This is a genomic window from Kitasatospora sp. NPDC022785 (assembly GCF_055561295.1).
The window spans coordinates 48,551-62,106 of the sequence record NZ_JBVHHB010000035.1 but is presented as its reverse complement, the minus strand read 5'-3'; the positions used below and the strand labels follow the sequence as shown (position 1 = coordinate 62,106).

General features: G+C 72.1%; 14 protein-coding genes. 1 reads left to right on the top strand and 13 read right to left on the bottom strand.

Annotation, left to right across the window (positions count from 1 at the left end):
* Positions 1–163: 163 nt before the first annotated feature.
* Positions 164–1,006, top strand: a complete 843-nt coding sequence (locus tag ACZ3YO_RS36185; protein ID WP_465578029.1) for a M23 family metallopeptidase — start codon at positions 164–166, stop codon at positions 1,004–1,006.
* Positions 1,007–1,018: 12 nt separating this feature from the next.
* Here ACZ3YO_RS36185 and ACZ3YO_RS36180 read toward each other — a convergent pair whose 3' ends face one another.
* From ACZ3YO_RS36180 to trmD, 13 genes are all read right to left on the bottom strand, one after another.
* Positions 1,019–1,591 (bottom strand): TetR/AcrR family transcriptional regulator, encoded by a 573-nt coding sequence (locus ACZ3YO_RS36180; protein ID WP_465578066.1) that lies wholly within the window; start codon positions 1,589–1,591, stop codon positions 1,019–1,021.
* 200 nt (positions 1,592–1,791) lie between these two features.
* Positions 1,792–2,820: an RNA polymerase sigma factor WhiG gene (whiG, locus tag ACZ3YO_RS36175; RefSeq protein WP_465578027.1), complete on the bottom strand. Its 1,029-nt coding sequence runs from the start codon at positions 2,818–2,820 to the stop codon at positions 1,792–1,794.
* 438 nt (positions 2,821–3,258) lie between these two features.
* Positions 3,259–4,437, bottom strand: coding sequence for a DNA-processing protein DprA (gene dprA / locus ACZ3YO_RS36170; protein ID WP_465578025.1), 1,179 nt, complete (start codon positions 4,435–4,437; stop codon positions 3,259–3,261).
* A 38-nt stretch (positions 4,438–4,475) separates the two neighbouring features.
* Positions 4,476–6,170, bottom strand: a complete 1,695-nt coding sequence (locus tag ACZ3YO_RS36165) for a YifB family Mg chelatase-like AAA ATPase (RefSeq protein WP_465578023.1) — start codon at positions 6,168–6,170, stop codon at positions 4,476–4,478.
* A gap of 1 nt (position 6,171) precedes the next feature.
* On the bottom strand, positions 6,172–6,822 hold the full coding sequence (locus ACZ3YO_RS36160) for a YraN family protein (RefSeq protein WP_465578021.1): 651 nt from the start codon (positions 6,820–6,822) through the stop codon (positions 6,172–6,174).
* 168 nt (positions 6,823–6,990) lie between these two features.
* A complete protein-coding gene (locus tag ACZ3YO_RS36155) occupies positions 6,991–7,317 on the bottom strand; it encodes a DUF2469 domain-containing protein (protein WP_030306725.1) in 327 nt (108 codons plus the stop codon).
* A 55-nt stretch (positions 7,318–7,372) separates the two neighbouring features.
* Entirely contained in the window at positions 7,373–7,846 is a 474-nt protein-coding gene (locus ACZ3YO_RS36150) for an NUDIX hydrolase (protein WP_465578018.1), read from the bottom strand.
* Positions 7,847–8,024: 178 nt separating this feature from the next.
* On the bottom strand, positions 8,025–8,711 hold the full coding sequence (lepB, locus tag ACZ3YO_RS36145; protein ID WP_465552098.1) for a signal peptidase I: 687 nt from the start codon (positions 8,709–8,711) through the stop codon (positions 8,025–8,027).
* 217 nt (positions 8,712–8,928) lie between these two features.
* Positions 8,929–9,933 carry a signal peptidase I gene (lepB, locus tag ACZ3YO_RS36140; protein ID WP_465578016.1) on the bottom strand — a complete coding sequence of 335 codons (1,005 nt, stop codon included), beginning with the start codon at positions 9,931–9,933 and terminating at the stop codon, positions 8,929–8,931.
* A 245-nt stretch (positions 9,934–10,178) separates the two neighbouring features.
* The gene (gene lepB, locus ACZ3YO_RS36135; protein ID WP_465578014.1) at positions 10,179–10,943 is read right to left on the bottom strand and encodes a signal peptidase I; all 765 of its coding nucleotides are present in this window, start codon (positions 10,941–10,943) and stop codon (positions 10,179–10,181) included.
* Positions 10,944–11,145: 202 nt separating this feature from the next.
* The gene (gene lepB, locus ACZ3YO_RS36130; RefSeq protein WP_465578012.1) at positions 11,146–11,847 is read right to left on the bottom strand and encodes a signal peptidase I; all 702 of its coding nucleotides are present in this window, start codon (positions 11,845–11,847) and stop codon (positions 11,146–11,148) included.
* 365 nt (positions 11,848–12,212) lie between these two features.
* The gene (gene rplS, locus ACZ3YO_RS36125) at positions 12,213–12,563 is read right to left on the bottom strand and encodes a 50S ribosomal protein L19 (RefSeq protein ID WP_063347674.1); all 351 of its coding nucleotides are present in this window, start codon (positions 12,561–12,563) and stop codon (positions 12,213–12,215) included.
* 154 nt (positions 12,564–12,717) lie between these two features.
* Positions 12,718–13,536, bottom strand: a complete 819-nt coding sequence (gene trmD / locus ACZ3YO_RS36120; protein ID WP_465552103.1) for a tRNA (guanosine(37)-N1)-methyltransferase TrmD — start codon at positions 13,534–13,536, stop codon at positions 12,718–12,720.
* Between the last annotated feature and the right edge of the window lie 20 nt (positions 13,537–13,556).

The window sequence follows — 13,556 nt, the reverse complement described above, 5'->3', positions numbered from 1 at the left end:
GGTGGGTGCGTGGGTGGAGTGGGGTGGGCGGGGGCGAGCGGCTGAGTGACTGCCGGGGCTGTGTACACCCGGCGAGGGACGACGGTTGTCCACAAGGGCGGGTTGTCCACAGGAATCGGGGCGGGGCTGGCCGGGGTGGCGGGCTGTGGGGAGTCTCGTGCGCATGAGCGCTGCTGCCGGTGTGACCGGTTCCTTGGGTGGGGCCCGGCTCGGGTCGTGGGTCGGGTCGTGGGTCGGGTCGTGGGTTCGGTCGTGGATCAGGCCTTGGGCCACGCTGTGGGTCACGCCGTGGGCCGGGGCGACCGCCGTCGGTTCGGGAGGTGGTCCCGGTTCGTTCCCGGACCTCTCGCTCCCCGAGCTGTCGTCCCAGCCGCCTGGACTTGGGCGCAGCCACCGGGTCCGGCTGGTGCTCCTGGCTCAACTGGTGCTGACGGCGCTGCTGACGGTCACGCTGCCCGGGCCGGTCGGGCATGCGGCGGGCGGTGCTGGGAGCGTTGCCGGGGACGGTGCCAGCGGCGAGGGCGGTACCGGTAGCCGGGGTGGTGCCGGCGGCGGTCCCGGGAGTGGCCCTGGTGCCGGGCGGGCGTGGCCGGTAGGTGGGCCGGGCGGGCTTGTCGCGCGGTTCGAGGCGCCGCCGAAGCCCTGGGCCGCAGGACACCGGGGTGTCGACCTGCTGGCCGCACCCGGGACGGACGTCCGGGCAGCCGCCCCGGGCGTGGTCTCGTTCTCCGGCCTGGTGGCGGGCCGACCGGTCGTGACCGTCACGCATTCCTCGTCCGGCGCTCCCCCGCTGCGGACCACCTATCTGCCCGTCACCGGCTCCGTCCCCGTGGGCACCACGGTCACCGCAGGCCAGGTGATCGGACAGCTCGCTCCCGGCACCGGTCACTGCGCCGGCCGTGACTGCCTGCACTGGGGGCTGCTGCGCGGCGAGCGCTACCTGGACCCGCTGGCGCTGTTCGGCGGGGGAAGGTCACGACTGCTCCCGCTCGGCCGGGACCGGTGAGCGCGCCTCCGCTCAGCTACCGCCCAGGCCGTGCAGCGCGAGGGCGACGGCGGCGTCCGCGATCACGTCCTGGTTCTCGGACAGGCCGCCGGCCGCCCGCTGCTCGGCCTGCCGGACGGCAGCCTCCACGATCCCCTGGAGCAGTGCCGCCGCGAGCCGGGGCTGCTCGTGGCCGAGATCCTCCATGGCCTGGATCACCAGTCCGACCAGCTTTCCGTGCGCCGCCCGGATTCGCTCGCGCGCCGCCTCGTCCAGCTCCAGCGCCGAGATCGCCGTCACCGCCCGGTGGCGAGGATCCCCGGCCAGTGCGAGCTGACCCCGGACGTACGCCTCGATCCGGCCGGCCGCGGTGTCGCAGCTCTCCATCCCGGCCTCGATCTCGGCCGCCCAGAGCGGGAAGTCGACCTCGCAGAGCACCTCGACCACCGCGGCGCGGGAACGGAAGTACTCGTAGACCGAGGAACGCGCCAGCCCGGTGCGCGCCGCGAGCGCGGGGAAGGTCAGGGCCTCCATGCCCCCCTCGGTGAGGAGGCTGCGGGCAGCGTCGAGGAGAGCTGCCCGCTGCAGCTGGCGATGCTCGGCCAAAGTGGCCGCTCGGATCTTCGGCACCCTCCCACTGTACGGAGCCCTACATCCCGCCGATACGGCGCCGCGCATGCCGGACGATTGCGGGCGTGGGCTGGCGCATGCGGGCGGCTGCGTGAGTGGAGGCAAGTGGGTGCGGGCGAGGGGGCGGGCGAGGACGCGGGTGGGCGGGTGCTGTGTGCGGGCGGGTGCCCTGTGCCCTACCGGATGTCGGACAGCTTGGCCCGCAGCTGCAGCACCGACTTGGTGTGGATCTGGCTGACCCTGCTCTCCGTCACCCCCAGGACCTGTCCGATCTCGGCGAGGGTCAACCCCTCGTAGTAGTAGAGCGTCACCACCGTTTTCTCCCGTTCGGGGAGGGTGTTGACCGCCTGCGCCAACAACCTGCGCAGCTCCCTGTCCTCGGCGACCTCGACGGGGTTGTCCGCGCTGTGGTCCTCCAGGGTGTCCATCAGGCTCAGCCGGTCCCCGCCCTCGCCGACCGGGTGGAGCAGCTCATCGAGCGCCACCACGTTGGCGAGGGAGAGCTGGCTGAAGATAGCGTGCAGGTCCTCGATCGCGATGCCCATCTCGGCCGCGACCTCGGGCTCGTGCGGCGTCCGGCGCAACCGGGCCTCTAGCGTCGCGTACGTCCGCTCGATGGCCTTGGCCTTCTGCCGCACCGAACGCGGGATCCAGTCCAGTGCCCGCAGCTCGTCGATGATCGCGCCGCGGATCCGGCTGATGGCGTACGTCTCGAACTTGATGGCGCGGTCGATGTCGAACTTCTCGATCGCGTCGATCAGCCCGAAGACGCCGGAGGAGACGAAGTCGGCCTGCTCGACGTTGGAGGGCAGGCCGACGCCGACCCGGCCCGCGACGTATTTGACGAGTGGTGAGTAATGCAGGATCAGCTGCTCCCGGAGCCGCTGGTCACCCGTCTCCTTGTAAGAGCGCCAGAGCACTTCGAGCGCCGTGCGCTCCTGGCCGCCGGTGTCCCGCCGGGGCGCGGGTGGGGGCACCTCGGCGGGCGGGGCCACCACACTCTGGTCGGGGGCCCCGGGCTGGTCGGGAACGTCGGGCTGGTCGGGGACACCTGCTTGCGTGGGAGTAGCGGGCTGTTCGGGGGCGGCGTCCGGCGCACCGGGCGCGTCCGGCCGGTCGGCGTACGCCCCGGTGTGCGCCGGCCGGCCTCCCTGCCGGGCGAGGGCCCCCATCGCACCCGTCGCCTTGGGCGGGAACTCGGTCACGGGGCGCCGCTCGGTCCGCGGCCCTCCCGACGACCGGGCGCCACCGGTCACTCTGTGTCCGGGAATGTGTGTGGGCATGCGTTGGTCTGCGCCGTTCTGCCGAGTCATGTGCTGATAGGGAAGGCATGGCGAGCGTAGCGTGACCGACTCACTGCAATGTGCTACCGCCACTCGGTCGTCCCCCGATCCGGTGGCGTTCGTGTCACCGGATCCGGGCGCCGGAGGTCGACGAGCCGCAACCCCTCCCCCTTTACTTCCTCCTCTCCCGGTCGTAGCCGGGCCTTTACTCAGGACTCCCCCGGGCCCTACCGCCTCCTTCCAGCCCCTTGCCAGCCCCTTGCCCGCACCCTCGTCAGGCCGCGCCCCTCGTCCGATTCCTCGCCCTCCCCCGCCCGCTCCCTTGCCTCCGCCCTCGCCGGCCCCGACCCGCCGCCCTGGTCAGTCGCCTCCCCTTCTCCGCACCAGCCGCCAGTGCGCGCCGTGCCGCTCGACATATCCGAGCGACCCCAACTCATAGAGCCGGTGCAGCACTTCGTCCGGCCGAAGCCCGGACAGCCGGGCCAGCCGCTCCACCGGGGCGCCCTCCGCGGTGGCGGGCACGGCCTCCAGCACCCGGGCGACCACCGGCTCCAGCAGGTCCCGGGGCAGCACCGGACCGCTTCGCAGCGGCGCCAGGTCGTCGCCGATCGCCCCGATCAACTCGGCCACCTCTGACGCGTCGGTGACCAGGGTCGCGCCGCTGCGGATCAGGGCATGCACCCCGGCGGAGAGCTCCGAGGTCACCGGGCCGGCGACGCCCATGGTGTGCCGGTTGAGGTCGCGGGCGCGTCTGGCCGTACTGAGCGCCCCGCTGCGCAACGCCGCCTCGACCACCACGGTGCCCCGGGTGAGCGCCGCGATGACCCGGTTGCGCAGCACGAACCGGAACCTGTTCGGGTGCTCCCCCGGCGGGAGTTCGCTCAACAGCAGCCCCTGCGAGACGATCCGTCGGATCAGGTCCGCATTGCCGCGCGGGTAGGCGACGTCCACACCGCAAGCGAGGACACCGATGGTCATGCCGCCGACGGCCAGCGCACCCCGGTGCGCCGAGGCGTCGATCCCGTACGCCGCACCGGAGACCACCACCCACCCTCGCTCAGCGAGCTGTGCCGACAGCTCCCCGGCCACGTGGGCGCCGTAGGCCGTACAGGCCCGTGCGCCGACGACCGACACCGAGCGGAGGGCGAGCAGTCGCAGCGAACCCGTCCCGGCCAGCCAGAGCCCGATCGGTCGCCCGTCCCCCAGGTCGTCCAGCTGGGTCGGCCACTCCGTGTCGCCCGGAATGATGAAGCGCCCGCCGACGGTTCGCACTCGCTCCAGATCCGCGACGGGGTCCACGTCCACGAGTCTGGCCCGGTACGCCGCGAGCCGGTCCGCGTCCAGCCCGGGATGGTCGGGCACGGTGCCGTCCCGGATCGCCTGGACGACATCGACGGCGGTGAGTCGGGACAGCCATCGCCCCAGGACTGCATCGCCCGGTTCGCTGAGCCGGCTCAGCACCGCCCTGGCGTAGCGCTCGGTCCCGGCCGCCGCAGCCGTCTCGGAGGGAGGCTGACGGTGGTCGATCGTCTGGTTCACGGTCTCGTCTCCTCGTGTCCTGGTCCGCTGAGGCCCGGTCATCCGCCGCTACCGGCCGGGCGGGGCCGGACCGCCTTTCCGCCCTTCGGCGTGTCTCCCGCTGCCCTGCCGACGCCGGGCCGGCCGAAAGCGCGCTCGGTCAGCGGCAGCCCGTGTTCGACGCCGGTCCGCAGCACAAGGGCGGTCCGCACGTCCCGTTGGTCCGGGCGGTCCCTGCCGGCGAGATCGGCGACCGTCCAGGCGACCCGGAGCACCCGGTCCAGGCCGCGGGCGGTCAGCAGCCCTCGCTCCAGTTGGCGCGCGGCGTCGTTCAGCGCGCCGGACCCGAGGTCCCAGCGGGTACGCAGCTCATGACCGGGCACCTCGGCATTGGTCAGCCACGGTGTGTTCGCCAGGCGGGCCGCCGCACGCTCCCGCGCGGCCAGCACCCGGGCCGCGACGATCTCCGTGCTCTCGGCCGTGGTGTCCCGCTCCATGAGCTCGACCCTCGTCACCGGGGCCACCTGGACCTGGAGATCGACCCGGTCGAGCAAAGGGCCCGAGAGCCTCCCCTGGTACCGGCTGACCATCGCGGGGGTGCACTCGCAGCCCTCGCCCCGGCGGGAGTACCGCCCGCACGGGCACGGATTGGCCGCCAGACAGAGCAGGAATCTGGCCGGGAGCCGGAGTGATCCGGCCGAGCGGGCGATCACCACTTCGCCCGACTCCAGCGGCTGGCGCAGCGCGTCGAGGACCCTGACCGGAAACTCCGGGGCCTCGTCCAGGAACAGCACTCCCCGGTGCGCCAAGGACACCGCGCCCGGCCTGGGCAGGCCGCTGCCGCCGCCGACGATCGCCGGCATGGTCGTCGAGTGGTGCGGGGCGCAGTACGGCGGGCTGGCGATCAACGGCCTGCCGGCCGGGAGGAGCCCCGCCACGGAGTGGACGGCGGTGACCTCCAGGGCCTCCTTCTGGGTGAGTGGTGGCAGGAGCGCCGGCAGCCGCTCCGCCAGCATCGTCTTGCCCGCGCCCGGCGGGCCCTTGAGGTACAGATGGTGACCGCCCGCGGCAGCGATCTCCAGGGCTCGGCGGGCCTCGTACTGGCCCGCCACATCGGCCAGGTCGAGACGGGAGGCCTTGTCGTCGGGCAGTCCCCGCACGCCTGCGGTGGGGAGCATCAACCCCGCCATCAGCGGGTCGGGGCGGCCGCCGATCGGGTCGGGCGGTTCCTCCGGCGCGGGAGCGCCGGTGAGGACGGCGACCAGTTGGCGCAGGCTGCGCACCCCGATGACGGTGACGCCCGGGACCAGCGAGGCCTCGGCGGCGGTCTGCTCGGCCACCACGACCCGCTGGTACCCGGCGTCGGCGGCGGCCAGTACCGAGGGAAGAACGCCGCGCACCGGGCGCACCCGGCCGTCCAGCCCCAGCTCGCCGATGATCAGCAGATCGGCGATGGACGACGGGTCCAGCCGTTCGGCGGCGGCGAGGACGGCACAGGCGACGGCAAGGTCGAAGCCACTGCCGCTCTTGGGCACCGCGGCGGGGCTGAGCCCCACCGTCAGCTTCCGCTGCGGCCACGCCTCGCCGCTGTTCACGACGGCCGCGCGCACCCGGTCGCGAGCCTCGGACAGCGCCTTGTCGGGCAGGCCGACCAGGGCGAACGCGGCGACTCCCGGTTCCAGGTCGGCCTGGACCTCGACGATCACACCGTCGACGCCCACCAGGGCGACGGAGCAGGTACGGGCGAACGCCATCTCAGACCACCCCCCGCAGGTGGTCCACCGAGGCGGCGCCGCGGACCCGGTTGATCACGGCCACGAGGTCGATCCGGACGCCGCCGGGCGGGATCGGCGGCCACTGCGGGTCGGCGGGAGCGGGCTGGTACTCGGGGCCGGCCAGCCGGGCGAAGTGGCTGGGCCAGCGCTCGGCCATCCAGCGCTCGGCGAGGCGCTGGAGCCGGGCGGCCTTGGCCCGGTCGATGGCCTCGCTAGGCTGCTGGAACCCCCGCTCGGAACGGGTTTTGACCTCGCAGACCGCGAGGGTGTCCCCGTCGAGGGCGACGATGTCCAGCTCACCCTCGACGCAACGCCAGTTGCGGTCCAGGATGCGAAGCCCGTCCTCGGCGAGGCGGCGGGCGGCCACCCGCTCCCCGTAGCGGCCGAGACCGTTGTTGGTACTGCGCCCGGCGCCTGCCCCGTCCGGACGCGGCCTCTCCGCGGCGGCTCCGGCCTCGCCGCCCCTGTCCGCTCCGGCCCGTTCCGCGCGCGGCGGAGCGGACCCACCCGGCGCGGACGGCCCTCCCTCCGGCCGTCGCGCCGCCTTGCGCCGGGGCTGAGCGCCCTGCTGGGCCTTCGGTGCCTGCGCCGACGGTGTCTGCTTGCGTGTGGTGCGCTTGGTGTCCTGCACGGTGACCACCTCCGCCGGGGAGGTTGCCGTGCGGCCCGGGACGGGACCAGAGAGTTGTCGATTCCTGTGGACAACTCAGGCCTGTGGATAACTTCTGTCACCCGCAGGGGTGGGAATCCCGGAATAGTCGAAATTCCCCTGGACACCGCGGGACCGGGCGGTCCAACGTCAGTTCCCGAAGCCCGGCTCGTCCGAGGGCAGCTCCAGATCGCTCTTCGCGAGCTCCTCGATGTTCACGTCCTTGAAGGTCAGCACCCGGACCTTGCGGACGAACCGGGCCGGCCGGTACATGTCCCAGACCCACGCATCCGCCATCGACACCTCGAAGAAGACCTCGCCCTGCACCGAGTGCACCTGCAACTCGTAGTCATTGGTGAGGTAGAAACGTCGCTCGGTCTCGATCACGTACTTGAACAGGCCGACGACGTCCCGGTACTCCCGGTACAGCTTGAGCTCCATCTCGGTCTCGTACTTCTCGAGATCTTCGGCACTCATCCAGGCGTCCCCTCAACTTGTCACGTCCACCCATTGTGGACCACCGCACCCGCCCTCAGAGCCTTACCGGAACGACTGGGGGCCCCTCGGCCACCAATCGCTCCAGGAAGTCCGCCAGCCCGACCGGGTAGACCGTCTCGGCGGTTTCCCTCAACTCCTCGATCGTCCACCAGTGCACCGCCAGCAGTTGCGCGTGCTCGTCCGCCCCCATTCCCGAGTGGTCGAGCACTGTCTCCGTGGTCCGCGCCAGATGGAACCACTGCTCCTGCTCGTAGCGCTGTCCCCGAAAGGAGAACGAAGCCGTGCCGTACGCGACCAGTGGACCGAGCTCCACGCCCCGCAGCCCGGTCTCCTCCGAGAGCTCCCGCACCGCGGCCTCGTGCACTCCCTCGCCGGCCTCCAAACCGCCCCCGGGGGTGAACCACCAGGTGACGCCCGGCACCGCCGGGTCGGAGCCCCGGAAGAGCAGGAGGCGGTCCTGCCGGTCGAGCAGCAGGATCCGGGCGGCCTTGCGGCGCTGCGGTTCCATGACGGCTCTTCCCCCTCCCCTCGTGTACCTCGCTGACTCTCCCGATCCTGCCACCCGGCACGACCGTGCGGGGCATTGTTCGGCAGAGCCACACGAGCGGCAGCGGGGCTGGCTGCGGCTGCCCCGGCTGCGGTCGCCGTTCCGGCTGACCCGACGGCGATCGCTGCGGCCGTGGTGGTCAGGCCTCCGCGCGGCGGCGGCCGAGCCGCCGGGCCAGGCCCGCCACCCCACCCACCGCGGAGGTCACCACGATCGTCGCCGCGCCTACAACGGTGGCGTAGAAGGCGGGCTCCAGCGGTCCCGGTTCACCGGCCTTCGGCCCGCCGATCCCGTCGAAGGCCGTTGTCCGGGCGAACATTCCGGTGCGGCCGAACGGCAGGACGGTGGCCTCAACCCGGGCCTGCACCTCACTGGCCGGGATCGTGCCTCCGTCGATCTCCAGATGGAGACGGGAGTCGAGCGACCCCTGCCGGTTGTCGCCCATCAGGAAGAGACGGCCAGGCGGTACTTCCACACTGAACGCGCTGCCCTGGGGTCCCTGCGCCGCCAGGTAGGGCTCATCCACCGGCTTGCCGTTGACGGTCAGACGCTGGTCGTCCCCGGTGGTGGCCACGGTGTCGCCGCCGACCGCGACCACCCGCTTGACCATGAGCTCACCGCCCCAGGCCTGGTCGCGGAAGACCACGACATCGCCCCGGCCGACGGTCTTGCCGTCGATCTGCCGGGCGACCACGGTGTCCCCGACCTTGAGCGTGGGGGTCATCGAGCCCGTCGGAATGCCGTACGGCCGGTAGTCGACCGCCATGACGACGAAGCCACCGACCATGAGCACCAGGCCGAGCCCGATCAGCAGGCCCTGAAGCATGGCCGCAGTCCGGCGCCGGGGCCGCGTGACGGCAGGCGGGCGATCCGTCGTCTCGTCCACGACACTGCTCATCGACACCGTCCAACCCCGACCGAACCGGAAACGCTGATGGCGCGCCGGGGCCACAGGCGGAAAACCCGGCGGGCCGTGGCACGTCCGAGCAGATTACTCGTCGGTACTACGGCCCGCGCAAGACCCGGGGTCGACCCGGCTGAGGTCAGGACGTCTTCTTGCGGTCCGCCCGGTCCCTCAGCCGACGCGTCAGCGGCAGCAGGCCGACGGCGCCGACGGCCCCGGCCACCGGCGGCACGAGCGGCGCGGCCGCCGCCAGCCCCTTCTGGTCGAAGGTGGCCGGCACCGGGAGCGTCGCCCAGTGATCGACCGGCCAGGCCACCACGAACGCGCGGCCGATCACGTCGTCCACGGGGACGGTGCCGCCGCCCGGCTGGTCCATGTGGAAGCGCGAGTCCAGCGAGTCCCCGCGGTGGTCGCCCATCACCCAGATCCGGCCCTCCGGCACCTTCACCGGGCCGAAGTCCTTCAGCTGGCAGGGGGTGTTGCCGGGGAAGACGTACGGCTCGTTAAGTGCGATCCCGTTGACCTTGACCGGCCCGTCGCCATGGCACTCGACGGTGTCCCCGCCGACGGCGATGACGCGCTTGATGAGGTCCTTCTCGTTGTCGGAGGGCATCAGGCCGACGAAGCTGAGCACGTCCTGGACGCCCCGGACAAAGGAGTTGCTGCTCTGACTGGTGGGCTCGTCGGCCAGCCAGCCGCCCGGATCGTGGAACACCACGACCTCTCCGCGCTCGGGCTCGGCCCCGAACCACGGGGTCAACTTGTCCACCAGGACACGGTCGCCGACCTGAAGCGTGTTCTGCATCGATTCCGACGGAATGGAGAACGCCTGGACGAAGAACGTCTTGATCACCAGCGCCAGGACGAGCGCGATACCGACCAGGATCGGCAGCTCTTTCCAGAAGGACCGCTGCTTGCGCTCCTGGTCGGCGGGCTTCTCCTCCGACTGCTCGGCCGACCCCGCCTCGTCCTGGAAGTCGTCCGGCACGTCACCGGTGCCGTTGCCCTGTTCGTCGGCGGACTGGGCCGCCGAGTCCTCGGCGGATGCCGAAGACACTGCGGACTCCGCGGACCGGGCCGCCCGGCCGCCGGAGCCCTCGGGCTCTCCGGCGCCTGAGCGGGCGCCGATCACCAAATCCCCCACAACGTCTCCTCCCTGCTGTGCGGACGCCTGTGCGCCCGCGCTCACAGTGCCGCACAGCGGGCACCACGCTCCACCATCGACCGTGAACGCCCCAGGGCCGCCCGTCTCGGGCACACCTGACACCAGCACAGCCTTCGGACGCGGCCGTTGTCGCACACCGGCCGCATCAGCACTTCTCTATCACTCCCAGACGTCCGGCTCGCGCTCCCACGAGCCCGGCCCGGCCGGTCACCGGCCGGCCCGCGCTACTCCGGAGATCGCTCCGGCCTTCGGCCTACAAGCGGAAGGATGCCCAACACACCCATAACGAGCGGAGGTTCCTCCGGAAGCGGCCCAACCCCCATCGAGTTCGGCGCAGTTCCGCGAGCCTCCGGAGCCCTCGCCACCTTGGAGAGTGAAGCCGGCACATCAAGTTGATGGACCCGACCCACCGGCCAGGCGATCACGAACGCCCGGCCCACCACATCGCTCAGCGGGATGGTTCCCTGTCCCTGATTCCCCATGTGGAAGCGGGAGTCGGCGGACACGTCCCGGTGGTCGCCCATGACCCAGAGCCGCCCCTCCGGCACCTTCACCTTGAAGGGCTGGCGTGACGGCGGGTTCCCCGGAGCCAGGTAGGGCTCGTCCACCGGGGTGCCGTTGACGCTCAGCCGGCCCTGCTCGTCACAGCACTCCACGGTGTCCCCACCGACCCCGATCACGCGCTTGATCAGATCCTGCTCGCCGGCGGACGGCAACAGCCCGACGTAGGTGAGGGCCTGCTTGGCCCCACGCAGAACCGGCCCGTCCGTGGACGGCTTGCGATCGGCCTCCAGCCAGCCGCCCGGATCCTTGAACACCACGACATCGCCGCGCTCCGGCTCGGCACCGAACCAGGGGGTGAACTTGTCCACCAGCACCCGGTCCCCGATCTGGATGGTCTGCTCCATCGAACCGGAGGGAATCACGAAGACCTGCACCATGAACGTCTTCATCACCAGCGCCACCACCAGCGCCACCAGGACGATCAACGGGAACTCGCGCAGCAGCGAGCGCTTGCGCCGGCGGGCCGCCCGGCGGGCGGTGCGACGGCGCTCGGCCCGGCCGCGTGCCGGCGCCTCCGGGGCGGCCGCACCCGTTGCCTCCGCCGCAGGCCCTGCGGCGGGCCGGTCGGCGAACCGGTCGGTGGAGCGGCCCGCCGCGCGGTCGGCCGGGCGGTCGGCCAGTCGGCCTCTACCTCTGGTCCCCATGTCCACCGGTCCCCCCTGTCGCGGCGAACGCCGCCGGCCGGTCCAGGCTGGTCCAGTGGCCGACCGGGAAGACCACCCACTCCGCCCGTCCGATCACCTTGTCCTCTGGGACGAACCCGCCACCGGGCTCGCCCAGGTGGTCGCGGGAGTCACGGGAGGCACTGCGGTGGTCGCCCATCACCCAGAGCGCGCCGGACGGCACCACCACATCGAAGGCCACGCTCGACGGATCGTCCCCCGGCGCGAGGTAAGAGGACTCGTCGATCGGCACGCCGTTGACGGTGATCCGCCCGCCCGGGCCGGTGCTCGTCACCCGGTCGCCGCCGACGCCGATGACGCGCTTCACGTAGATCGAGTCGCCGGCGGGGGCCAGTCCGAGGTCCTGGCCGAGCGCCCGCAGTCCGTCCCAGAAGCCGGACGGCTCGGCCGGCCCCTGCCGGAAGGAGCCCGTTCCGTCGAAGACCACGACATCGCCGCGCCGGGGGTGGCCACCGAAGGAGTAGGCCAGCTTGTTCGCGATCAGACGGTCGCCGGTGCGCAGGGTGTTCTCCATCGATGCGGACGGCACCGCGAACGGCCGTGCCACGAAGGCATTCACCAGCAGCAGGGTGAGCAGGCAGATACCGGCCAGCAGGAGGAGGTCACGCGACCGAGAACGACCCGGCTCTCCGACGCCCACGCCCACGTCCGCGTCCTCGTCACCGCCCTCATCAGCTCCCTCATCAGCGCCCTCTTCGGCACCCTCATCAGCGCCCTCTTCGGCACCCTCCGGGGCATCCCCTTCGGAATCCTCCGCCGCCTCCGCAGCCGCAGCCGCCCCGGCCGCCGGCTCACGCCGGAGCCCCTGCCCGGGCCCCTGCTCGGAGCCCGGCGCCGGGGCAACCGCAGAAACGACCGCGGACCGCGACGGCGAGTCCGCACCGGTGGGTGCGGGACTGCCGTCGCGGTCCGCGGATGGTTCGTGCGTGCTCATCGGGGGCTGAGCTTACCTTGCGGCAGCGGCGCCCCCCAGAGCGCTCCGATCCCCCGGCAGAACCAGGGGCCGGTGGATCAGCGGTCGCGCTTCTCCTTGATCTTCGCGGCCTTGCCGCGGAGGTCACGCAGGTAGTACAGCTTGGCGCGGCGAACCGCACCGCGGGTCACGACCTCGATCTTCTCGACGACCGGGGTGTGCACCGGGAAGGTGCGCTCCACGCCGACGTTGAAGCTGACCTTGCGGACGGTGAAGGTCTCACCGACACCGGCGCCGTGGCGGCGGATGACGACGCCCTGGAAGACCTGGACACGGGAGCGGTTGCCCTCGATGACCCGGACGTGAACCTTCAGGGTGTCACCGGCGCGGAAGGCCGGAATGTCGCTACGCAGCGAAGCCGCGTCGACAGCAGCGAGCTTGTTGCTCATGTTGCTCTCCATCGCAGGCGCCACGGGCCGCCCACGGAAGTTCGTCACAATGGGGTCAGCTGCGGGCCGCGTCGGTTGGCGATGAACCCCCCGTGGCGGGGGCACCGGACCACGTGACTCCTACAGGAGGAGCCCAGCGACAGACAGCAGCCGCCTATTCTTCCACACCATCGGCCACGGACCGAAATCGGCCGAGCCGCTCGTCCCAGGCCAGGCCGAGGATGCTGAGCGCCTCGCGGTCCTTCTTGTCGAAGGCGCCGTACTGCCAGCGTTCCACCAGGTCGGACCGGTTCGCCAGGGTGCGGGCGAACGCCTGCTCGCGCCGCCAGCGGGCGATCCGGCCGTGGTTGCCGCTGAGCAGCACGTCCGGGACGGTCCGGCCGCGCCACTCGGCGGGCTTGGTGTAGACCGGGCCTTCCAGCAGGTCGGCCATCGCACCGGGCGCGAAGGAGTCGTCCCGATGGGACTCCGCGTTGCCGAGCACACCCGGCAGCAGCCGGGCGATCGCCTCGACCATGACCAGGACGGCAACCTCACCGCCGGCCAGGACGTAGTCGCCGATCGACGCCTCGACCACCGGCATCCGGGTGGCCGCCTCGTCGATCACGCGCCGGTCGATGCCCTCGTACCGGGCCGGGGTGAAGGTCAGCCACGGACGCCCGGCGAGTTCCTGCGCGAGCTCCTGGGTGAACGGGCGCCCACTGGGGGTGGGCACCACCAGCGTGGGCACCTCGCCGGCCGGGCCCTGGCCGATGACGGCGTCCAGCGCCTCGCCCCACGGCTCGGGCTTCATCACCATGCCGGGGCCGCCGCCGTAGGGGCTGTCGTCCACGGTCCGGTGGATGTCATGCGTCCAGGTGCGCAGGTCGTGAACGTGGACGTCGAGCTGGCCGCGGGCGCGGGCCTTGCCGACCAGCGAGATGTCCAGCGGCTCCAGGTACTCCGGGAAGATCGTGACGACGTCTATCCGCATCCCGTCCTGCACGGACGGCG

Bases quoted from the DNA above. Each gene is read 5' to 3' on its own strand.
- ACZ3YO_RS36185 (WP_465578029.1), top strand. From the start codon at position 164: ATGAGCGCTGCTGCCGGTGTGACCGGTTCCTTGGGTGGGGCCCGGCTC.
- ACZ3YO_RS36165 (WP_465578023.1), bottom strand. From the start codon at position 6,170: ATGGCGTTCGCCCGTACCTGCTCCGTCGCCCTGGTGGGCGTCGACGGT.
- ACZ3YO_RS36155 (WP_030306725.1), bottom strand. From the start codon at position 7,317: ATGAGTGCCGAAGATCTCGAGAAGTACGAGACCGAGATGGAGCTCAAG.
- ACZ3YO_RS36150 (WP_465578018.1), bottom strand. From the start codon at position 7,846: ATGGAACCGCAGCGCCGCAAGGCCGCCCGGATCCTGCTGCTCGACCGG.
- lepB (WP_465552098.1), bottom strand. From the start codon at position 8,711: ATGCTTCAGGGCCTGCTGATCGGGCTCGGCCTGGTGCTCATGGTCGGT.
- rplS (WP_063347674.1), bottom strand. From the start codon at position 12,563: ATGAGCAACAAGCTCGCTGCTGTCGACGCGGCTTCGCTGCGTAGCGAC.
- trmD (WP_465552103.1), bottom strand. From the start codon at position 13,536: ATGCGGATAGACGTCGTCACGATCTTCCCGGAGTACCTGGAGCCGCTG.